This window comes from Nocardia araoensis NBRC 100135 (assembly GCF_000308435.1).
GTDB classification, from domain to species: domain Bacteria; phylum Actinomycetota; class Actinomycetes; order Mycobacteriales; family Mycobacteriaceae; genus Nocardia; species Nocardia araoensis.
Genome location: NZ_BAFR01000034.1, coordinates 1 through 19,547, shown reverse-complemented (window position 1 = coordinate 19,547; position 19,547 = coordinate 1). Strand labels below are relative to the sequence as shown.

22 protein-coding genes are annotated in these 19,547 nt (G+C 69.3%); 5 read left to right on the top strand and 17 right to left on the bottom strand.

The window, feature by feature from the left end:
- The first annotated feature begins 176 nt into the window (after positions 1-176).
- Positions 177-2,009: a type VII secretion AAA-ATPase EccA gene (gene eccA, locus ON21_RS04440; RefSeq protein WP_039795633.1), complete on the top strand. Its 1,833-nt coding sequence runs from the start codon at positions 177-179 to the stop codon at positions 2,007-2,009.
- A 45-nt stretch (positions 2,010-2,054) separates the two neighbouring features.
- Here eccA and eccB read toward each other — a convergent pair whose 3' ends face one another.
- A complete protein-coding gene (gene eccB / locus ON21_RS04435) occupies positions 2,055-3,563 on the bottom strand; it encodes a type VII secretion protein EccB (RefSeq protein WP_039795632.1) in 1,509 nt (502 codons plus the stop codon).
- A 265-nt stretch (positions 3,564-3,828) separates the two neighbouring features.
- Here eccB and eccE point away from each other — a divergent pair, with 265 nt between their 5' ends.
- Complete coding sequence (gene eccE / locus ON21_RS04430) at positions 3,829-5,481, top strand: type VII secretion protein EccE (RefSeq protein WP_245562463.1); 1,653 nt, start codon at positions 3,829-3,831, stop codon at positions 5,479-5,481.
- A 60-nt stretch (positions 5,482-5,541) separates the two neighbouring features.
- Here eccE and ON21_RS04425 read toward each other — a convergent pair whose 3' ends face one another.
- The 16 genes from ON21_RS04425 to ON21_RS04350 form a co-directional block, all read right to left on the bottom strand.
- The gene (locus ON21_RS04425) at positions 5,542-5,835 is read right to left on the bottom strand and encodes a WXG100 family type VII secretion target (protein ID WP_039795628.1); all 294 of its coding nucleotides are present in this window, start codon (positions 5,833-5,835) and stop codon (positions 5,542-5,544) included.
- Positions 5,836-5,895: 60 nt separating this feature from the next.
- The gene (locus tag ON21_RS04420) at positions 5,896-6,201 is read right to left on the bottom strand and encodes a WXG100 family type VII secretion target (protein WP_039795626.1); all 306 of its coding nucleotides are present in this window, start codon (positions 6,199-6,201) and stop codon (positions 5,896-5,898) included.
- Between the two features lie 94 nt (positions 6,202-6,295).
- Positions 6,296-7,087: an ESX secretion-associated protein EspG gene (locus ON21_RS04415; protein ID WP_039795624.1), complete on the bottom strand. Its 792-nt coding sequence runs from the start codon at positions 7,085-7,087 to the stop codon at positions 6,296-6,298.
- Positions 7,084-8,073 (bottom strand): PPE domain-containing protein, encoded by a 990-nt coding sequence (locus ON21_RS04410; RefSeq protein ID WP_039795620.1) that lies wholly within the window; start codon positions 8,071-8,073, stop codon positions 7,084-7,086. The genes ON21_RS04415 and ON21_RS04410 overlap by 4 nt, the downstream gene beginning before the upstream one ends.
- Positions 8,074-8,107: 34 nt before the next feature.
- Complete coding sequence (locus ON21_RS04405) at positions 8,108-8,449, bottom strand: PE family protein (RefSeq protein WP_039795618.1); 342 nt, start codon at positions 8,447-8,449, stop codon at positions 8,108-8,110.
- 32 nt (positions 8,450-8,481) lie between these two features.
- Complete coding sequence (locus tag ON21_RS04400) at positions 8,482-9,864, bottom strand: hypothetical protein (RefSeq protein ID WP_051020334.1); 1,383 nt, start codon at positions 9,862-9,864, stop codon at positions 8,482-8,484.
- The gene (locus ON21_RS04395) at positions 9,861-10,178 is read right to left on the bottom strand and encodes a type VII secretion target (RefSeq protein WP_039795829.1); all 318 of its coding nucleotides are present in this window, start codon (positions 10,176-10,178) and stop codon (positions 9,861-9,863) included. The genes ON21_RS04400 and ON21_RS04395 overlap by 4 nt, the downstream gene beginning before the upstream one ends.
- Positions 10,179-10,277: 99 nt before the next feature.
- Positions 10,278-10,565, bottom strand: coding sequence for a YbaB/EbfC family nucleoid-associated protein (locus ON21_RS04390; RefSeq protein ID WP_245562462.1), 288 nt, complete (start codon positions 10,563-10,565; stop codon positions 10,278-10,280).
- A 38-nt stretch (positions 10,566-10,603) separates the two neighbouring features.
- Complete coding sequence (locus ON21_RS04385; protein ID WP_039795613.1) at positions 10,604-10,960, bottom strand: hypothetical protein; 357 nt, start codon at positions 10,958-10,960, stop codon at positions 10,604-10,606.
- Positions 10,961-11,006: 46 nt separating this feature from the next.
- Positions 11,007-11,780, bottom strand: a complete 774-nt coding sequence (locus ON21_RS04380) for an ESX secretion-associated protein EspG (RefSeq protein WP_039795612.1) — start codon at positions 11,778-11,780, stop codon at positions 11,007-11,009.
- Positions 11,777-13,606, bottom strand: a complete 1,830-nt coding sequence (locus ON21_RS04375) for a hypothetical protein (RefSeq protein WP_039795610.1) — start codon at positions 13,604-13,606, stop codon at positions 11,777-11,779. Before ON21_RS04375 ends, ON21_RS04380 begins: the two co-directional genes overlap by 4 nt.
- Before the next feature lie 460 nt (positions 13,607-14,066).
- Positions 14,067-15,722, bottom strand: coding sequence for a hypothetical protein (locus ON21_RS04370; protein WP_245562461.1), 1,656 nt, complete (start codon positions 15,720-15,722; stop codon positions 14,067-14,069).
- Entirely contained in the window at positions 15,719-16,162 is a 444-nt protein-coding gene (locus ON21_RS04365; RefSeq protein ID WP_039795609.1) for a TY-Chap domain-containing protein, read from the bottom strand. The genes ON21_RS04370 and ON21_RS04365 overlap by 4 nt, the downstream gene beginning before the upstream one ends.
- On the bottom strand, positions 16,159-16,650 hold the full coding sequence (locus tag ON21_RS04360) for a DUF6301 family protein (protein ID WP_039795607.1): 492 nt from the start codon (positions 16,648-16,650) through the stop codon (positions 16,159-16,161). Before ON21_RS04360 ends, ON21_RS04365 begins: the two co-directional genes overlap by 4 nt.
- A 29-nt stretch (positions 16,651-16,679) precedes the next feature.
- The gene (locus ON21_RS04355) at positions 16,680-16,964 is read right to left on the bottom strand and encodes a hypothetical protein (RefSeq protein ID WP_039795825.1); all 285 of its coding nucleotides are present in this window, start codon (positions 16,962-16,964) and stop codon (positions 16,680-16,682) included.
- A 48-nt stretch (positions 16,965-17,012) separates the two neighbouring features.
- Positions 17,013-17,501: a hypothetical protein gene (locus ON21_RS04350; protein ID WP_157170701.1), complete on the bottom strand. Its 489-nt coding sequence runs from the start codon at positions 17,499-17,501 to the stop codon at positions 17,013-17,015.
- 277 nt (positions 17,502-17,778) lie between these two features.
- Here ON21_RS04350 and ON21_RS35595 point away from each other — a divergent pair, with 277 nt between their 5' ends.
- The 3 genes from ON21_RS35595 to ON21_RS39580 all read left to right on the top strand — a co-directional run.
- On the top strand, positions 17,779-18,105 hold the full coding sequence (locus tag ON21_RS35595) for a hypothetical protein (protein WP_051020332.1): 327 nt from the start codon (positions 17,779-17,781) through the stop codon (positions 18,103-18,105).
- Between the two features lie 287 nt (positions 18,106-18,392).
- Positions 18,393-18,953 (top strand): hypothetical protein, encoded by a 561-nt coding sequence (locus ON21_RS04340; protein WP_039795603.1) that lies wholly within the window; start codon positions 18,393-18,395, stop codon positions 18,951-18,953.
- A 110-nt stretch (positions 18,954-19,063) separates the two neighbouring features.
- The coding region (locus tag ON21_RS39580) for a hypothetical protein (RefSeq protein ID WP_218004038.1) at positions 19,064-19,547 on the top strand (484 nt) is incomplete at its 3' end.

The following is a 19,547-nucleotide window of genomic DNA, read 5'->3' as shown; positions in this document are numbered from 1 at the left end:
CCCGAGTGCACGACTTCACCACATCGAGCACTCTCACACATAGCCGACTCTTGCGTTGCGACCTTCCGGCAGCTGAACCTAATGTAACGGACGAACCGGGCCACGCGCGATCGGTAGTCTGGTATCCAGATGAACGTCTCTACTACGAGAAACGAAGATTTCGGGGTTCGACAGCAATGACCGGCAACCGTCAAGCACAACGCGCATTCGATGCCGGAATCCTGTCGCTCGGATTGTCCATCGAGGGGCAAGAATCCGCACGTGATCTCGACTACGCGAAACTGGCATTCCAGCGCGCCACGGAGTGGGATCCCACGATGTGCGACGCGTGGCTCGGCCGCGCCGCCGCGGGCGAGCTGACCAAGGACGTTCTGTTCAACCTGTACAAGACCAGCGCGAGCACGCTCTATCGCGAGCAGCGCAGGCTCGGGTTGCGTCCACGCGAACTCGCGGGCCGGTTCCTGCCCGGTCTGTACATCGACTATCCGCTGGCCAACCACACCGAGATCACACTGGCGTGGGCGGCGCATCTGATCGCGGAGAAGGAGTACGGCGAGGCAGAGCGGGTGCTCGACGAGCTCGACACGTTCCGCGGCGGACAGCTGAGCAACCCCGAAGGCGAGATAGACAACCGCATCTGCGCGTATGTCCGTGGCGTACTGCACTACAACACCCAGCGCTGGCCCGATGTGATGGCGGTGCTCGCCGGGTCGGCGGACTGGGAGGATCCGTACCTGTCGGCGGGCGCGCACGTGATGGTCGGCACCGCGTGCGCCCAGCTCGGCTTGTTCGGCGAGGCGATCCGGCGGATGCAGCAGGCCGAGGCGGGCCCGATCCCGGCGGCCCGGTCCACCGCGATGTTCTGCCGCGGCCTGTGCCTGCGGGAATCGGGCAACGAGGAAGAGGCCCAAGCGCTGTTCGAGAAGGTGTACTCGCAGGCACCGGATTTCGAGGCGAACGCGGCCGCGATGCGCGACCGCACCTATCGGATCACCGTCACCAGCCGCGAGGTGATCGATGCCCGGACCGACAAGTGGGATCCGGCGTCCTCGCCGTCGATGGAGCAGATGGAGCAGGCCGAGAGCCAGGACCGGGCGAAGAAGATCCTGGTCGAGGCCCGCGCCGAACTGGACTCGCAGATCGGCCTGGCCTCGGTGAAAACCCAGGTGGCGAAGCTGCAGTCGTCGGCGCAACTGGCGAAGATCCGGGCCGAGAAGGGCTTGGCGAGCCAGCCGCGCGGCCAGCACCTGGCGTTCACCGGTCCGCCGGGCACCGGTAAGACGACCATCGCCCGGGTGGTCGCGAAGATCTACTGCGGCGTGGGCCTGTTGAAGACCGACAAGGTGGTCGAGGCCAAGCGCGTCGATTTCGTCAGCCAGAATCTGGGCGGCACGGCGATCAAGACCGAGAAGCTGATCGACACCGCGATGGACGGCGTGCTGTTCATCGACGAGGCGTACACGCTGATCCAGACCGGCCTGCAAGGCGGCGACGCGTTCGGCCGCGAAGCGGTGGACACGCTGCTGGCGCGCATGGAGAACGACCGTGATCGCCTCGTCGTGATCATCGCGGGCTACGACGGCGAGATCGACCGGCTGCTCGCCGCCAACGACGGTCTGGCCTCACGCTTTTCCAAGCGGTTGCAGTTCCCGTCCTACACGCCGGACGAACTGGGACAGATCGGCCAGGTGATCGCCCGCAAACGCGATTCGGACCTGTCCGAAGGAGCGCTCGAGCAGCTGGTGCGCGCCTGCGAGCGCCTGTACGCGATGCAGAGCACCGACCAGAGCGGTCAGCCGCGCCGCGGCGTAGATCTCGCGGGCAACGGGCGGTTCGTCCGCAATGTGATCGAGGCGGCCGAGGAGGAGCGCGAATTCCGGCTGGCCAACGACGAATCGCTGGACCTGACCGACATCGACGAGGCGGTGCTGCGCCGCATCGAGGCGTCGGACATGGAGCTGGCCTTGTCCAGCCTGCTCACCTCGTTGAACGTCGGTTGGACGGACTGAGTCCGGCCGAGAACTCGGCGGACCGGGTCACCGGTCCGCCGCACCTCATTTCGTGGGCAGCGAATCGTGGCTGACCAGCGCGTCCCGCGCCGACAGCGTGGGCCCGGGCACCATCTGGCCGACGATCGCCCATGGCGCGAGGCGCGGGGTGCCGCCGAGCCCGAGCACATTCGCGGTGGCCGCGTCCGGAATGCCGTAGCGCACGCCGGTATCGGCGATGTAGAACAGGCTGTCCCGGCGCGGGCTGCCCGGCTCCATGCCGGTCACCTGCACGAACTCCCCTGAGCCCGGCGGGATGTAGGCGGCGTCGACCCGGTCGCCGACGCCGTCGGAGGTGGACACCTCGACGGGTTTCGCGGACTCCGCGATCGGCAAGCGGGTGCCGACCAGCAGGCTGACCGCCGCGCGCTCACCGGGGCCGTCGCCCGTGCCCGCCTCGCTCTGCCCCGGAGCGGTGCCCGGCGACTTCGCCCAGGCCACACAGGCGACCGGGGCGTCCTCGGCGGGCAGGATCCGCGGGGTCCGCACCGGGAAGTCGTCCACCGGCAGTTGCCGGACCACCGGAACCCGTTCCAGCACATCGGGCGGCATGGTCGCGATCTCCCGCATGCCGTGCGAATCGGCGTACCTGATCACCTGCGCGGTGAACGGCGATACCGGCTGCAAACCCTCGGCGAGCACGACGTACAGCACCGAACCGCCGTCCGGTCCCACGCCGGACACCGAGATGACGCCGCCGACCGGGATCTCCGACAGCGGGCCGGGCCCGCGCTCCCCCGCCCGGGGGATCTGCGGCGGAGTCAGCGCGGGAACCTGCGTCGTCGCGCCGAGCAGTCCGGTGCCGACCGGCCGTGGCCGCTGGGCGCGCAGGTCGAGCGCCCTGGCCATCACCGAATTGGCCGGGTCGACCTCGGCGCGTTTGCCGTCGTAGACCAGGTAGGTCTTGTTGTCGCGCCGGACGAGCAGCGCCTCATCGTGGTTCGAGGTCCGGATCCGGTCCCCGAGCGCGGGATGGCCCGCGATCACCGTCGTCGTGCCGCCCGAGGACGCGGCGGCGCTACCGCCTTCGGACAGCGGAATGGTCTCGCACAGCGACCACTCCGAGTTGTCGCCCTGCTTCGAACCGGGCAGCGCGCTCGGCGCTCCCGGAATGCCGAGCAGCGGCCCGCGCGGCAGATCGTTCAGCTTGTCGTCCTTCACCGCGTGCGGTTCGGCGTTGGCGCCGGTGATCAGCCGCGCGGACGCGAGATTGAGCACGGGGTGCAGGGTCTTGTCGCCCTCCTGGTCTCCCACCACCACGTACAACGCGCCACTCTGCTTTCCCGAGACGATCACGGCGTCGCCGATCGCGCCCTGTGGACGCAGGAACGCCAGAATCGCGGCGCCGGCCACCACGAGCACACCGAGCACCGCGCCGACGAGCAACGAGCGGATCTGGGAACGCATCGGATCGTGCAACATACGCACGTCGCGGCGCACCAGCGCGTGATCGAGCCTGCGCAACAGGAATCGGTATCCGTTGACCTGAGCGCGGGTGGTCAGCTGTGCCGGCACATGGTCTCCATCGAGCTATCGATCACCATTCTCTTCGACACGGTACCGTAATTCACCGACGGCCCGGAACCGATGGAATCCGAAGCCGATCAACGGCGGCCGTACAGAGGCGAAGCAGGGACAAACAACTGTGAACGAATCGATGAACGGCGAGGCAACCGAAAGTGAAATAACGGATGCTCCGACGCCGAGAATTCAACGCCCATCGGACTATGACACTCTGCGCGATCCGGAATTCTGGTTGTTTCGCATTTTTCCGCTGCGCGTGATAGTTCCCGTCGCGATATCGTCCGCCGCCCTCGCGTGGATTGTTCTCGCCGCGGGCAACTCGATCTGGGGTGCGATCGCCGCGGGCGCGGTGGTCGCGCTGGCCGGTCTCGCGCCGATCCGCGGACACACGCCCGCCGAGCGCATCGGTAGCGCGATCGCCCGCAGGCGTCCCGGATTGCGCCCGGCCGAACGCCTGACGCAGGCGCCCGCACTCGACGTACCGCTGGCCGAGGGCGGCGGTTACGGCGTGCGCTGGGACGGCGATCTACTGCTCACCATGCTCCGGATCGACCCGCCACCGGACACGCTGACGCTGCTGGACCGCGGTTCGCTCAGCACCGACCAACTGCTCCCGCTTCCCGAGATCGCTCGCTGCCTCGATCAATTCGATCTGACCCTGGCCGGCATCGACGTGGTGAGCACCGGCGCGCGCACCGCGGGCACCGGCGTCGCCGCGCAACTCTACGACCGCATCCTCGGCCCGCTGCCCGCCATCGCGCATCGCACCTGCTGGCTGGTGCTGCGGATGGATCCACTGGCCAACGCCGAGGCGGTGGACAACCGCGGCGGCGGTGGCAGCGGCGCGCTGCGCACGGCGATCATCGCCACCCGCCGGGTCGCCAACCGGCTCGCCGCGCACGACATCGCCGCGTCCGTGCTGACCGCGACCGAGATGAACACCGCGGTGCGCCAGCTCACCCACGGCTTCGATGTCGACCAACTCGCCGAGTCCCCGAAAACGCTCGAATACCAGGGCCGTTACCTCACCCAGTACCAGATCGCGGCCGACATGATCGGCCCGCGTGGACTGGCCGACATCTGGGCGGTGCCCAGCTTGTCCACCACGGTGACGCTGCGCCTGCGGCCGGGAGCGGCCCGCCACGATCGGCACACCGATTTCGCCGACACCGTGGTGCTCAACGCGGTGGTCCGTTTCGACACCGTCGCGCCACCGGAGGAACCACCACTGCCCGGGTTGCGTGAGCTGGTGGGCAACCAACTGCGAATCCTTCTGGACACCTTGCCCATCGGCTACGCGGGCCGCTGGGGCAGCGACATCGCCTATCGCGGCACGCTGGCCGCGCTCGCCGGGTTCGCGGTGCCGACGGCGGGCTGCGGTCAGCTCATCGGCGCCGACGAGCGCGGGCAGGGCATCGCGGTGCCGTTGATCGGCGAGGGCACCAGGCACCTCGAGGTGATCGGCAACCTGGATCTCGCGCAGCAGGTGATACTGCGCGCCACCGCGCTCGGCGCTCACGCCATCGTGCACACCGCCCGGCCGGAGGCGTGGCACACCATGGTGACGAATCTCGGTGCACCGCACGTTCTCTCGATCGCGCCGCGGGCCGCGGGCGCCAGCTACCATCCGCCCGCTCCTCCGCCGCCGCCCGCCGCGCCCTATCCGAGCACGACGGTGCTGGTGTTCGACGGCGTCCCGCCGATCGCACACGCGGGCGGTGCGACGATCGTGCACGTGCGGCGGCCGGACGATCCGGGCAGGTCCGTCGACGCCGACGTCACGCTGGTGCAGGATCCAGAAGCGCCCAACCGGATCACGGTGCGCACCGCCGCGCGCAGCGCCACCGTGCTGATGGTCACCACACCGGACGAGATGCACTACATCGGCGAGTCACTCGCGGCCCGCTGAGCAGACGAAACGGCCGGCTGGAACCCTCACCAGCCGGCCGTTGTTCGTCGCTGTGCGCGATCAGAACGCGGCGAAGCCGTCGCCGACCTTGCCGTCGGCCTCGATGGCGCGACCGAGCGCGTTCTCGACCTTGGTGGCGAGGTTGTCCAGCTTCTGAAGGGTGTCCTCCAGCTCGGTGGTCAGGTTCTTGTGCGCGGTGTCGAAGTTCGAGACCGCCTGCTCACCCTGCAGGTTCTCGCGGAACGCCGCTGCGGCGCCGTTGAGCTCGTCGATCTGCGCCTTCATGTTGGAGCCGTACTGGTTGAGGTCACCGACCATCTCGGTGATGGCGGGCGAGTTGTACTTGATCGTCATTGTTGTTTCCTTCTAGTCGTGCGGTGGGCGATCCAGCTGGACGGCAATGCCATCGAGCGGTCACAGACCCGCCGCGTCGGAGCCGACAATGGTGTTCTTGCCCGAGGTCACGGCCTGCGAGAGCCGGTCGAGCTTGCCGTTGAGCGCGGTGACCTCGTCGTGCCATTCGGTGGCCGCGGTGTTGAACTCGCGGTGGGCGTCGCCCTGCCAGCCACGCGCGACGGCCTGCACCGACTCGTCGATCTGGTTGATCGAGGTGCGCAGCGTCGAGATCGAGTCCTCCATGCGGCTGACGACGCCGTCGATGCCGCCCTCTTCGACACCGTAGGTGTTCCCCGAGCCGTCGCCGAGAGTTGTGTAAGCCATTTCGTTGGTCCTTCCGTCAGAACTTGTGTTGGTGCGGAGATCGGGACGATCTCGCCGAGCAATGTGGCAACCGAGTTTTCTTGCGACTCGACAGCTACTGAGGCAGCCACCTCCCCCCGGGCAGCCCTTCCAGCAACGTGGCGACCGCCTGAGTCACCCGGTGGTCGGTGCCCGTCGTGACCGTCGACCAGATCTGCTGATCCGGCGAGACCATGGGGGCGACGACGATCCGCCCGCGGCCGGTGTCGTACACCGCCACCGCCCCGGGCGCCCGGCTGGTCAGCCCGTCCCGATGGGCGTAGGCCACGATCTCGGCGTAAGCGCGGCAGGAGCCGAAGGCGAGGCCGAGCACGGCGGCGTCGCGCTCACCGACGCCGAGGGCGTACATCGCGTCGGCGTAGTCGGCGGAGCCCTCGGCCGCGTCCATGCGGTCGGCCAATTCGGCGGCGAGCGCGCTGAATCCGGCGATCTGCGCGGGTTCGCACGGGCCGAGCGCGGCCAGCAGCGGACGAGCCAGCGACGCGTCCGAGCCGTCGGCCCAGATCGACGTCACCTCGAAACTGTCGCCCGAGCGCACGGCGAGCGCGTGCTGCTCACCCCGGCGCGCCAGACAGAAGCGGCGAGCGCCTTCCTCGGTGTAGACGCGGGCGACGAGCTCACGGTCCGGTTGCGCCAAGACGAACAGTGCACCGGCCAAGTCCGATTCGACTTCGCCCTCGGCGTCGAGCAGGCCCTCGCCGATCAGGCCGGACAGCGCCCGCTCCCGCGCGGCGCGATATTCCTCGATCGAATCCTGTTGCGGCCCGGTGGAGAGAACCAGCGGCAAGGTTTGCACACCGAGACGCTCGGCGACGACGAGCAGCGCGTCGTTCGACAGTGACGTCACGGCGCACCTCCCGTCTCGGGGCCTGCCTCCGTCGGCGCGACGGCGTGCGCCGCGGGTTCGGCGCCGCCGAGCACCGCCGGCGCCGCCTGGATGCCGCCCTCGAAGCCGATCTGGTCGCTCGTCTCCGCGGGAAGGCTGGCACGTGGGAACCGCGCCGCCTCCTGCGCGGGCCCGGCCTGCCCCAGTGCTCCAGGAACGAGCGGCGCGGGTTGCCCGCCCGTGTTCACCGTGGCCTGCGTGACGCGCGGAACGACTTCGGCCGTGGCGGCCGACTGGGCGTACACCGGAGCCCGGTACGCGGTGGGCACTCGCGGCATCGCGGGGATGGGCACCGTCCCGATCGGCATCGCACCGATCGGCGCGGCACCGCGTGGCATCGCGGCCTCGGCCGACGCCGCGGCCTGTTCGGCGGTCAGCGCCTGCTCCGGCGCCACCACCGGCGGCTCTTGGTGCTGCCAGGGCAAGGCCAGTGGTTCGGTGGCCATCTCGTAGTTCCGCATGACCCGCGAGGCCATCGCCTTCGCCGCGTCCTGCTCGGCGTCGGTGTCCGCCGCGATCGCGCGGATCGGCGCACCGAGCATCCCGGTCATCGACTCCAGCATGCGCTGTACCTGCTGAAGGTTTTCCAGGTCGGCGGTGTTGGGCATCGTCAGCCGGGCGATCTCGTAGGCGGCGACCTGGGCCTGGAACCGTGCGGCGTTGGCCGCCGCCGCGGCGGCGGCCTCGACCAGCCAGTCGCGCAGGGTCGTGATTCGTTGCAGCACTTCGTCGCTGCGCCCGGATTGCCAGGCTCCGCGCACGTCCGCGAGAACCTTCTCGTACTCGACCACAGCGGCGCCGAACGACGCGGCCAGGCGCGACCACGCCGAGACGGCCTCGGCCATCGGCACGGCGCCCGGCCCCGTGGTGAGGTCGCGCGCGAGCCGCTCGGGCGGACGCGCGGTCCACACCACGCCGGTGAAACCTGGCTGCGGCGATTCGATCATTGCTGCGGAGGACCTTTCGATTGCTCGACGACGGTCAGGCGGACCGGCCGCCCGTGGCGCCGAAATCCGCCGTATTGGCCGATTCCATGCCGTCGAACTCGTTCGAGTGCAGCCGCAACGTGGCCGCGAGCTTGCGCAATTCGTGCACGCTCGCCTGTGCACCGGCCAGGTACGACGACGCCACATCGTTCGCGGTCTGCGCGGCCCGGCCGGAGACCTCGTCGGCGCCCGCGGGAACGACGGTCAGCGCTTCCTCGGCGGAGCGCAGATCCGATGCCAACCGGTCGGCCAGCGCGTCCAGTCCGGATGACGCCTTGGCCGCCGTGACCGGGTCGAATCGCACGCTGTCGTACACCTGACCCCGCCCGTCACTCATAAGACCCTCCTGTGTACTGCTCGGCACTCGCGTCAGAGCGTGAGTTCCTTGTCCGGCGGTGGTTCCGATGTCGCGTCGGCCGCGCCGACCACCGGCAGCGAGACCCCTTCGATCCGGCCGACCACTTCGTCGCCGTGCTGGCCTGTGACCATCTGGCCGCGCAGCGCGTCGGTGGTCGATTCGCCGTCGCGCGCCAAGCCCGCGCCGGCCATACCCGCGCCACCCATCGGCATATATCCGCCCCCGGTTCCGGTCCCCGCCGCGACGGTGGCGGACGCCGCGGACGACGTTCCCGTTCCGGCAGCGGTGGCACCGCCGATGTTGCCGAGCGACCCGCCGGCCACCCGGGTCCCCGGCCAGGGGTTCAGCGGCGCGGCGGCCGCGGCGATCGCACCGGGGACGCCACCGCCGATGCCACCCGCGCCGCCCGAGCCACCGGCGTGCTGTCCTTCTTCGCCTTCCTTGCCTTCCCCTGGCTCACCCGCGCTTTCGTGCGCGCCGGGGGCGCTGATCGGTTTCGGTGCGAGCAGCGAAGGATTGGCCGCCGCCAGCTGCCCGAGCGACTGCGCCACCTGACCGGCCGTGCTGATCAGCGGTGTGATCATGCTCATCAGCTGGGTCAGCTGTTCGGCCGACTTCACCCCGGTCGGCGCGTTCGTGATCGCGACCTTCTGACCGGCCTGCGTCATGCTCGCACTGTGGCCGACCATCTCGGCTTTCGTCTTGGCGGTGATCGCCAGCGCCTCGGTCATCGCCTCGATCGCGGAGGCGACCAGGAAGCCCTGTCCGCCCGGCGAGGCCGCGAGCAGCGGCGCGAAGGCCATGGTGGTGGAGAACTTCGCCAGCACCGCCGACATCAGGCCCGCGCCGGTGAAGACGCTGCCCGCCGCGCTGCCGAGCACCGCCTTCTCCTGCGCGCTCTGCGCCGCCAGCTCGCTCGCGTCGGTCTGCGCCGCACCTGCCTTCTTCGCGGCCTCCATCGCGGCCATGCCCTGCCAGACCGACATCAAGGTCTGCACCAGGGACGAGCCGACCTGCATCACCGTCTGCATCACGGTCGACACGTTCTGCAGCAACTGAGTCGGGTCGACCGGCGGCGCGGGCGGCGCCGCGGCGGTACCACCGGCCTGCGCAGGCGCGGGCGCGGGCGCGCCGAGCTGACCGGTGCCGAACGCGGAGGCGAGATCGGTCAGCGGGCGCATCAGCGCGCCGAGATCGATCGTCGGCAGCGGCGGTAGCTCCGGCAGCTGCACGAAGGCGGGCATCTCCGGCAGATTCGGTAGACCCATGCTGTGCAGCACATCGTTCACCGGCATGTCGAGCATGGGTGCGAGAACACTGCCGCGCAGCAATTCCAGAACTGTGGGATCCAGCGGATCGGCGCCGGGCGGAGGAACGGCTCCCGGCGTGGTCATGACCGCGTGCGGATCGCTCCGATGGCCGCGCCCGAGGCGGTGTCCGTGCCCTCGTAGGTGGCGGCGGCCTGATGCGCCGTCAACGCGGTGCCCGCGTGCACGGCGGCGAGTTGCGCCACCGAGGACAGGTGGTTGGCCTGGGCGAAGGCGTACGAGGCGAGGAACTCCTGGCCGATCAGGCCGAACACCGGGACCACCGCGGCAACCGTCGCGGCTTGGTCGGTCGCGGCGATCGCGCCCACTCCGGCAGCCATGGCCGCCGATTCGCTTCCGTATACACGCAGCGCATCCGGGACTACTTCAATGTGGCTCATGATCATCGTCCAATCCCGAAACATCCCCCGACGTTTCGTATTCAACTTTACCTAGCGAAGACCGCATATCGCGATCCCGTCGTGGTTAACATCCGGTGACTACCCGGTGGCCTCCTCGTTGAATGCGGTGATGAGCGCGCCGCGTTCGGTAAAAGCCTTGTGCGCGGCCGCTCTCGCGGTTTCCACGACCGATTTCTCGAACTCCTCCGGCGAAAGCTTCGACACCGCAGCGGAAAAGCGGAGTCCGATCAAAGCCGCGTTACCGTCGACTTCCGCGGTCACCGCACCGTCGGGCGACGTCTCGGTTACCCGGATGCCATTCATGGCGTCGTTGAGATCGGTGAGCCGGTAGAGCTGATTCCGCACCCGAGCGATGAGCTCGTCCATTGTTTCGACCATGCCAACCTCACGAACTATGTTGCGGCTCAAATCGACCGCAGCCAGCTCTGCGGCTCGGTGTCGTACTCCTGCTCGTCGATGATCTCCTGGGTCGCCACCTGCTGTTCGGTGGGCAGCCCGGTCAGCGCCAACATCTCCGAGGTGAAACCCAGTTGCCGCAATTGCGCCCGCCGCGCCAGGCCCGCGCGGTTCGCCGCCTGTTTGCACAATCGCAGGACCTCGCCCGCCAGTGCTTCCGGGTCACGGCGCAATTGATCGGGGTCCACCTTGATGCCCAGCGGCAGACCCATTTCGGTGGTGCGCACCGAAATAGAGCCGGTGAGCGAAGTCGCGACGAATTCCGCTGGGAATTCGCCGACCGGCCCGGGCTGCGGTGTGGTCATCGAGAACCCCCTCGCATCGAAAATGGAATCTCGCGCATACGACCGATCACATCCGCTCGTCTCTGATGGCTTGGACGACTTCGGCGATCCGCGCGTTGATCAATTCGGTCAGTCGCCTGACGTCCGCCGCGAGCACCGTCGGCGGGCTGCCGGGCACGATCGCATAGCGCCCGTCGTCGACGAGATCGCGCCAGGCCAGGTGCACCCGGGTGATACCGCGCGGACCGAACCGCGAGTGCCCCTGCTCCACCACGATGGTGCCAACCGTGGCCGCGGGCGCGCGATCGAAGGTCTCGCTGCGACTCGCCGCGCGGTCTTCGACCTCGTGCACCGGGGAACGGCCATAGGAATAGTCCAGGCCGTCGCCGCCTGGTTCGATGAGATCGAACGCGCGCCCACGACCTGCATCGACCTTCGGCAACGCGGTGGCCACGATATGGCCGAGCGACAGCACGTCGTGTTCGGCCACCGTGAATCCCCCCGTTCGCCGTTCCGTTCCCGGCTTCTGGGTCACCAGGAACGCGCGGTCGCCCTTGCGGCTGGCGAGCATGCGGATGGAGCCCTGCGGGTTCCGCGCGTCCCGGCCGTCGATCCCGCGGATCACCAGCCGGATATCGGGAACCGTGAGCACGTCCATCAACTCCTCCAGCGCACGGCCCCAGCGCGCCCGAATCCGCTGCCAGGCCTCGGCTTTCTGCCTGCACGCGTCGTCGTAGTAGGTCGTGCCGCTGAGGTAGAAGAACGGATCCGGCAGGCTCTCCTTCGCCGCCTGCCATGCCGCGGCGAATTCGAGACCGGTGAACTCCCAGGTGTCGTTCATTGCTCGACAACGGGTTTCGCTACCACGGGCGCATCGCCGAGCGCCTCTTCCAGATGCTCGGTGGAATCCAGGTAGTCGGCGCGCTTGTGCTCCTTCTGCTGTCCGCCCTGGGCGGCGCCGGGACCACCCATCGGCATGCCGGGGCCCATCATGCCCTGACCCGCCGCGAGTCCCGCCCGACCGGTGGCGGCCGCGGTGACCGCGTTCGTCGCTGCCCGCGGGAACAGTTTCGACGCCTTCTCCAGGTTCTGGTTCGCGGCCGACTTCGGTGCGCCGGGTCCGCCTGCCGAACCACCGGGGCCGCCCGCGCCCTTCGCCAGCGCCGATTCGAGTTTCTTCGTCGCGTCGGACAGATTCGGCATGCCAGGCAGCCCAGCCAGCGAAGCCTGCTGCGCTGCTTGTTGCGCCGCACTGGCCACCTGCTGGCCGATCTGCTGCGCCTGTTGCGCGATCTGCTGGGCGGCTTGCTGCGCCTGTTGCGCCAGCTGCTGCGCGGCTTGCTGCTGCGCCTGTTGCGCGGCCTGCTGGGCGGCTTGCTGTTGCTGTTGCTGCTGTTCGGCGGCGCGGCGCTGAGCGTCCAATTGGGCTTGGCGCTGGGCGTCTTCCAGTGCTTTCCGCTGCTGTTCGGCCTGCCGCTGCGCGTTCTGCATCGACGCCAGCTGGGCCGTGTTGGTTCCCGGGCCCGGTGCTGCGCCCGGCCCGGGGCCGCCGGGTCCCGGTCCTGGGCCCGGCACCTGGCCGGTGGTCGGCGGAATCGGATCCGGCAGTACCGCGATGACCTTGTCGGTCTCCTCGACGCCGGGGACATACGCCGCTTGCATCGCCCTGACGTAATTCCGGACGGCGGCCTCTTCCTTTCGCTGCCGGTACACGTCGTCGGTCTCGCCCGAGTTCCGAGTGGGCGGATAGTCGTCACCCTGCTGGAGCAGCACTCCGGTGGTGTACAGCCATTCCGACACGTATTCGAGGCTGTCGCCGATGAGCTTCATGTTCGTATTCAGCTGATCGGTGCCCGTGCCGTAGGCGGTGATCGCTTGGCGTGCTCGGTGGGCGCCGCCATTGTTGTTCGGACTGGTCCAGCTCGACCTGCTGGTCGTCATCTGGTTGGTGAGGATGTCGAACGTTTCCTTCAGTTCGCCTGCCAGCCAACGCCAATCCGACGCGGCTTGCGCGACTTTGATCGGCATGGTCGGACTGCCCCCGGTGATCGACGAAATGATCGTCTGATACTGGGAATAGGTGAAGTTCTCCGGGTCGTCCGCGTGTACGCCGCGTGGTTCGAATTTCACTTCGCCAGGTTCGGCCAGACTGGTCGGCAATCCGTGGTTCTCCTCGGGTTTGCGCTTGCCGACCTCATTCCAATCCGGATGCGCGTAGGTGTTTCCGCTGCCGTCGCCCGCGGTGGTCAAACCGGCCGGGTCCCATCGCTTCGAAAGATTCTCGGTGATGCCCTTGTGTTCGCTGACCCGGCGCTCGAGCGCGGCGAAATCGACCCTGTTGTCCTCCTCGGTGCCCCGGTAATGCCTGGCCGCCGCGAAGAACGTATCGGTCAGATCATCGAGGATGGTGATGTGGTCGTCCAGGATCCTGCCGAGTTCTCTTCCTTTTTCCGAGAAACGCGAAGCGAGCGCCTCGGCAGACAGCAACACCTCGGCGAACGGCGGCAGCGAATCGATCTTCGACAATTCCTTCTTGACCGACGCGACGCGGACGCGCACCCCGTTCGCCGCGTTGATCAGAGCTTCGAGCACTCCGGGCCGCAGTTCCAAGGTGCCGTTCTGCGCCTCACGGGACAGGCCGCTCCACGGATTCGCCTCCTCAGCCATGCCACGCTCCTTCCGTCCCGACGATTCGGAAGCCCCCTGAACCTGTTGTCACCGCTGGGAAGCGCGCTACGTGGGCGCCTGCGGCCCAAGAAGATACGATGCCGAGGTCCGATCCCGGAGTAGGAGACTCCGAGCACAACCGAATACCTCCCCGACGTGGGCGTCCGCTGTGTACGCGCCACGGCGCGGTGATCCGTTCGCCCCCGAGTACGGGATCACACTGCTGCGCCCGGCAACTCATACGCTGACGACCCTCCTCATCGCTGGCGCGCCACGACCGGCGGTGCGCCACACGTCAATATGGCAGCCGGTTCTTACGACAGACCAAATATTGTCTTACGCCGCACCAACGATTCTATGGTGAGTCGGGTCGCCGACGCATGTACAGACCCGAGTCCTGGTGGCTCATCCGCGCCCCGAGCCGGCCGGTTTCCGGCGCGGCACAGATGAGACGCGCAGATCAGGACGCGCCGACCGGACCGTGCCGGTCCCGGAACCGCCGCTCGAACTCCGCGATGTGGACCGACGGCGCCACCGAGGACGAAGACCGTTCCAGCACACCGTCATCGGCGATGTAGTAGATCGCCCGGCCGATCGCGATCTCACCCGGCTCGACCGGGACGTACACCATCCAGCCCACGCTGATCCGATCGGCGCGCAGGTCGTCCAGCGGATAGTTCGCGAGGTCGGCGCCGCTGTCCCGGAGGAACCGCTCGACCCGGGCGAGCGCGTCCTCCCGCGGCATCGGCCCCGGCGCCGTCGTGGTCACCCCGGCCATGGTGAGCTGGAAGAAAGCGCCGTCCAGATCGAATCGTTCGTCGTCGAAAACACCGGCGAGGGTGTCCCGCGTGACGACGCCGGCTTCCGCGGCGGACACCAGCGCGCCGACGGCCGCCCGCCGCTGCGCGTCCTCGCCGTCACCGAGCAGGCCGCTGACGATGTCCGCGACCGTCTCCGCGCTCCACACGCCCGGCAGGGCCTCGGCGAACCCGGCGGGTCCCGGTGACGCACCGCGGTACCAGCGGCCGTTCTCCCACCAGTAGCAGAACGACAGCAGACCGCTGGTGCAGCGGTGGTTCAACACCTGTCCCGCGACCCATTCCGGCGCGCCCGCGTACAGCTCGGGCAACTGGACGCCGTCGTTGTAGGCCGCCGCCAGTTCCGGGGCGTTCCACACCCCGCCGGACAGCACGGCCCGCCCGCCGGGCAGCGCGTACAGCGAACAACCACTGCGTTTGGCCCCCTCGAACCAACTTACCGAGGGCAGCACCCTTGGGCCCCAAGGTGATTCGGCCGCGACGAACGCCGCGGCGAGCACCGCCCACCGGGCGGCCATGATCGGAAACGGGGGCAGTTCGTCCTCGGACGGCACCGCGCGCACGCCCGCCTCCCGATCCGCCCTCGCCTGTGCCGCCGCCACCCGGGGCGGCCGCGACTGCCGGTCATTGTGGCCGAGGTAGGCGCCGAGCCAGACCGGAAGCGAATCCCGCGGGAACGCCGCGAGATCCGCGAGGTAGACCTCGGGCGGGAACAACTGGTCGTCCGGGAACGGCTCGTCGCCGTAGTCGTAGTCGACCTCCATCCGGCCATCGCTGGTCAGCATGAAGAGCAAACGCCACCATGGCCCGTCCTCGAGCCCGGCCGCCAGTCGGCGATGCTCCCCGACCAGCGCCACGATCCCGGGATCGGGAGTCACCCGGACGGCCCGCTCGCGATCGTCGGAGTAGACGGCCTGCGCGACCTCCGCGACCACCGTCAGCGCGAACACCGCGTCGACCCGCTGCCAGCCCGGCGGGCCGTTCGCGGCCAGCTCGCGGGCGACCTGGTGCATGAGCGCCTTGGCCCGTTCGGCGACATCCTCGACCGGCGCGGCCTCGGACAGGGTGAAGCCGACATCGGGCTCCTCCGCCCCGACCTCGGTGTCCTCCGCTGACCGCGGGACTACCGCTTCGGCCGACTGCGCCTCGGCGGTGGGCTGCGCCTGGGCAGCGGGAGCGTCATCGAACTCGTCGCCGGTCACCCGACCGCCTGGACCGGTCACGTCGCGCACGCCATGATGGCTGCTCTGTTCGTCGTTCATCCTCATCCGCTCCGGTTCGCGCGCGGTGCTCGTCATGGCTCCTGCCGCAGGCCGAGCAGCGGCAGGTCCAGCTCGCGATTCTCCGAACGTTCGTTCCACGCGGCATAGGCCAGTGCGGTCGGGGCGTCGATGCCGAACCCGTCGCGCAACCCGGTGACGACCATGTCGGCCAGTCGGCGGTATTCGGTCGTCGGACTCGGCCATGCGAGCTCGGTCCACCAATTGCTATGGCTCGCATCGCGTTCCCGCCAACCCGACTCGGCGATCACCGCGCGTCCCGCAGCGCCCGCACGCGAGGCGGGATCGAGCCATTCGTCGTCGACCAATTCGGCCGAGAGGGCGTCGTCGAGCTGGAGGAACTGGGCGTATCGCCGCCGCGGTCCGGCCTCGGACTCGACCAGCTTCACGATGGAACCGGCACGCAGCGCGGCGAGTTCCACGGCCAGACCCGCGGCGAAATCTCCCCACCCGGTCAACTCTGCTCCTGCTGCTCCAGCTCGATGGCCTGATCGTGCAGTGCGAGCCAGGAATTGGCGGTCAGGGACAGCTGAACCGAGCGGCCCAGGTCCGCCACCACCAGTGTCGTCTCCGGACCCGCCCACCTGACCTCGGCGGTGGCGCCGGGAACCCGGGTGGTCGGTTCGCCGAGTGCGCCGGTCAGCGCCGCGACCATCGCCACGAACGCGTCCCTCGACCGTGCCTTTCCGTCCGCGTCGTCCGGGGTGAAATCGGTGACGCGCAGTTTGATGTCGACGATCAGGCCGGCACGTCCGTGGATCTTCCCGCTGGCCATCCCGAATCCGGCGTCCAGCATCGCCCGGTCCGGATGGGCGGTCAGCACTTTCCAGCCGAACGCCTCCGCCAGCCGCGGCACCGCGTCCATCGGCTGGGAGCCGTCGAGCGACCGCAGGCCGGTGGCCAGGTCGACGATCTCGCTGTCGCTCAGCGCGCGCCACTCGGTCATGTGCCCACCTTAGGTCGTGACATCGGCGCTCACCGGGCCGACCGGCGACGATTGATCTCCTCGATCTTGCGGGCCAGCGCCTCCTTGCGCTCGCGGGCGTTGGAGCCGTCGAGCTGACCCGCGAACGCCGAGCGTGCCGCGTCGACCAGCGCGTCCGGCACGTCGGGATACGCGCGGGCGATCGCCCACAGCGCGTCCTCGGTCTTCATGTCGAGGCCGGTCTCCGTGCGGATGCCACCGCCGGTCAGCACGGAGCGGAGCATCTCGTCGAAGTTCTCCCGCAGTTCGTCATCCGTCGGATGGTCGATCCGCATCATTCCTCCTCACGTCGGTGGTTACCTTGTCGCATCGTCGGCTTCCGGTCATCCGGCGAAGATCTCGGCGCGGCGCACGGGGTCGTCGACCACGGCCCGGATCAGCGCACCGATGTCCATCTCCTCCGGCACCGAGCGATAGGTCAGCTCGCAGAGGACGGCACCGCCCACGGCCACTGCGAACCGAGTGGTGCGCCACCCCACCGTGCCCCATTCGACGCCGACGGGGCCGTCGAGCTCGACCGTGTGATCGCCGACACGTAGCACCAGTCTGCCGTCATGTCGATAGAACACCACCGTGACTCCACCGAGCTCACCGTAGACGCCGTTGTGCGTGGCCGCCTCGGACGGGTTGGCGCGCAGGGCGCCGGTGCGCGGGTCGAACTCGGCGGGAACACCGAAGCCTGCGAACGGGCGGACGAAGATACCGCGTCCGGAGTCCTGGGTGCGGTGCCCGTTCCCATGCGATCCGCGGCCGTTGGTCCGCCGGGCACCGTTCGCCGGGGGCGCCATCGGCATGCCGGGGGGCATGGGCATGCCAGGGGGGACCGTGCCGTTGTTGTAGCCCGGCCAACTCGGTGACGTGGGCGGATACGGTGGGGCGGACGGGCCGGGATACGGCGGTGTGGACGGGCCCGGAGTCGGCATCGACGGGTACGAGGGTGGGGCCGACGGGTATGGGGGCAGTGGTCCTGGCGGCGGGTACGGAGGCGTCGGCTCGCCAGGTGTCGGCGGGCCGGGCGGGGTGGGAGGCGATGGAGGGGACGGAGGCTGCGTAGGCGGCTCCGAAGGCGTGGGCGGGTACGGAGGCTGCGTGGGCGGTTCCGAAGGCGTCGGCGGTTCCGAAGGCGTCGGCGGCACCGGCAACGTCGGCGGCACCGGCAACGGCACCGGCAACGTCGGCGGGACCGGTGGTGGCGGCGTCGGTGTGACCGGTGGCGTCGGCGTGACCGGTGGGACCGGGGACACCGGGGTCGTCGGCGACACCGGCGGCGTGGGCTTGACCGGGGGCATCGGCGGCTGCGGCGTGGTGGGCGGCTGCGGCGTGGTCGGCGGCTGCGGCGTGGTCGGAGGCTGCGGCATCGGGACGGGCCACGGTTCCACTTCGTTCAGGAACGGACCCGGCATCTCGAATTCGTAGTCCTTCGGCGGATGCGGAATATGCGAGCGGAGCGCCCGGTCCGGCGGCATCCAACGGGGACGCGCCGGAGCCGAGCCCGACGGACCCTCGGGCGGCGTCGATGCACCGTCGCGGTTCGAGCGGGGACCGCCCGACGACTCCTCATCACCGTCGCGAGGTACGCGAGTTCCACCGTTCGACGAATCCTCGCCGCCGTCACGCTCCCGGCGCGACGGCTCCCCGCCACCGCGAGCCGCCCGCGAACCGGACTCGCCCTCCTGGGTAGAACGATGCCTGGATTGCTCCGAATGGAACTGCCGCACAGCGTCTTCCGCCCGCGCGAGCTCGTCCTCGGCATCGAACACACGCCGGGCGGCGCGCTCCAACTCCGCAACCCGGTCCTGCCACGGGCCCTGCTCATCCACCCGCAACGTGCGTCCACGCAGGGCATCCAGCGCGTCGTCCAACGCATCCCGCGTCAGATCCTCGTCATTCACCGGCAATCCACGACGAGCATCCGCGAGATCAGCCTGCGCGTCCGCCAACTCCCGCTCTGCCGCATCACGGTGCGCGGACAAGCGGGCCCGCTCCGCATCGGCCTGGGCATCGGCCGCACCCGGAGCCGATTCAGCTGCCGGGTCGTTCGACGGCCGGTCGGTCTGTCCGAGGGCGTCGGCGATTCGGGCCGCTTCCGCCTCGGCGTCGAAGACGCGGCGGGCGGCCTGCTCGAGTCCGGTGAGCCGGTCCTGCCACTGCTGTTGCTCGTCCACTCGCATCGTGCGCGAGCGCAGGTTCTCCAGCGCGTCAGCGAGGGCATCCGGCGTCAGGTCCGCGTCGTCGACCGGCAAGCCACGGCGAGCCGCAACTAGATCGGATTGGGCGTCCGCCAATTCCCGCGCCGCCGCGTCGCGCTGGGCCGACAACCGCGCCCGTTCGGAATCGGCCCGGCAAGCGAGCTTTCGGGGGCGGGAGCAGTGTTTTGTTCGGCCGCCTCGTCGGCCTGCTCGAGCGCGTCGTCCAGACGAACCAGTTCCGCACCGGCGTCGAGGACGCGCCGAGCCGCGCGCTCCAACTCGTCGACCCGCTCCTGCCACGGGCCCTGCTCATCCACCCGCATCGTGCGCCCACGAAGTCTGTCGAGCGCATCATCCAACGCATCCCGCGTCAGATCCTCGTCATTCACCGGCAAACCACGACGAGCATCCGCGAGATCAGCCTGCGCGTCCGCCAACTCCCGCTCCGCCGCATGACGCTGCGCGGAAAGACGTTCCACATCGGCACGGGCGGCGCGCTGTACGAGGTCGGTGAGGGCGGCGATATCGTCGGCGCGCCCGACGACCTCGGCGCGCAGTGCGGCCTGCACTTCGGCGAGCTGCGCGGGGGTCAGTCGCTCGTTCTGGTCGAGCTTGCCGTCGCGGTAGACCTCGTAGACCTCGGCCCACCGTTCCGGGCCCGCGTCGGTC

What these genes read in the sequence shown, in the direction of transcription:
- eccA (WP_039795633.1), top strand. Translation starts at nt 177, where the DNA reads ATGACCGGCAACCGTCAAGCACAACGCGCATTCGATGCCGGAATCCTG.
- ON21_RS04425 (WP_039795628.1), bottom strand. Translation starts at nt 5,835, where the DNA reads ATGACGATCAAGTACAACTCGCCCGCCATCACCGAGATGGTCGGTGAC.
- ON21_RS04420 (WP_039795626.1), bottom strand. Translation starts at nt 6,201, where the DNA reads ATGGCTTACACAACTCTCGGCGACGGCTCGGGGAACACCTACGGTGTC.
- ON21_RS04410 (WP_039795620.1), bottom strand. Translation starts at nt 8,073, where the DNA reads ATGATCGAATCGCCGCAGCCAGGTTTCACCGGCGTGGTGTGGACCGCG.
- ON21_RS04405 (WP_039795618.1), bottom strand. Translation starts at nt 8,449, where the DNA reads ATGAGTGACGGGCGGGGTCAGGTGTACGACAGCGTGCGATTCGACCCG.
- ON21_RS04400 (WP_051020334.1), bottom strand. Translation starts at nt 9,864, where the DNA reads ATGACCACGCCGGGAGCCGTTCCTCCGCCCGGCGCCGATCCGCTGGAT.
- ON21_RS04395 (WP_039795829.1), bottom strand. Translation starts at nt 10,178, where the DNA reads ATGAGCCACATTGAAGTAGTCCCGGATGCGCTGCGTGTATACGGAAGC.
- ON21_RS04390 (WP_245562462.1), bottom strand. Translation starts at nt 10,565, where the DNA reads ATGGACGAGCTCATCGCTCGGGTGCGGAATCAGCTCTACCGGCTCACC.
- ON21_RS04385 (WP_039795613.1), bottom strand. Translation starts at nt 10,960, where the DNA reads ATGACCACACCGCAGCCCGGGCCGGTCGGCGAATTCCCAGCGGAATTC.
- ON21_RS04380 (WP_039795612.1), bottom strand. Translation starts at nt 11,780, where the DNA reads ATGAACGACACCTGGGAGTTCACCGGTCTCGAATTCGCCGCGGCATGG.
- ON21_RS04375 (WP_039795610.1), bottom strand. Translation starts at nt 13,606, where the DNA reads ATGGCTGAGGAGGCGAATCCGTGGAGCGGCCTGTCCCGTGAGGCGCAG.
- ON21_RS04370 (WP_245562461.1), bottom strand. Translation starts at nt 15,722, where the DNA reads ATGACGAGCACCGCGCGCGAACCGGAGCGGATGAGGATGAACGACGAA.
- ON21_RS04360 (WP_039795607.1), bottom strand. Translation starts at nt 16,650, where the DNA reads ATGACCGAGTGGCGCGCGCTGAGCGACAGCGAGATCGTCGACCTGGCC.
- ON21_RS04355 (WP_039795825.1), bottom strand. Translation starts at nt 16,964, where the DNA reads ATGCGGATCGACCATCCGACGGATGACGAACTGCGGGAGAACTTCGAC.
- ON21_RS04350 (WP_157170701.1), bottom strand. Translation starts at nt 17,501, where the DNA reads ATGCCCATGCCCCCCGGCATGCCGATGGCGCCCCCGGCGAACGGTGCC.
- ON21_RS04340 (WP_039795603.1), top strand. Translation starts at nt 18,393, where the DNA reads ATGGAACTGCCGCACAGCGTCTTCCGCCCGCGCGAGCTCGTCCTCGGC.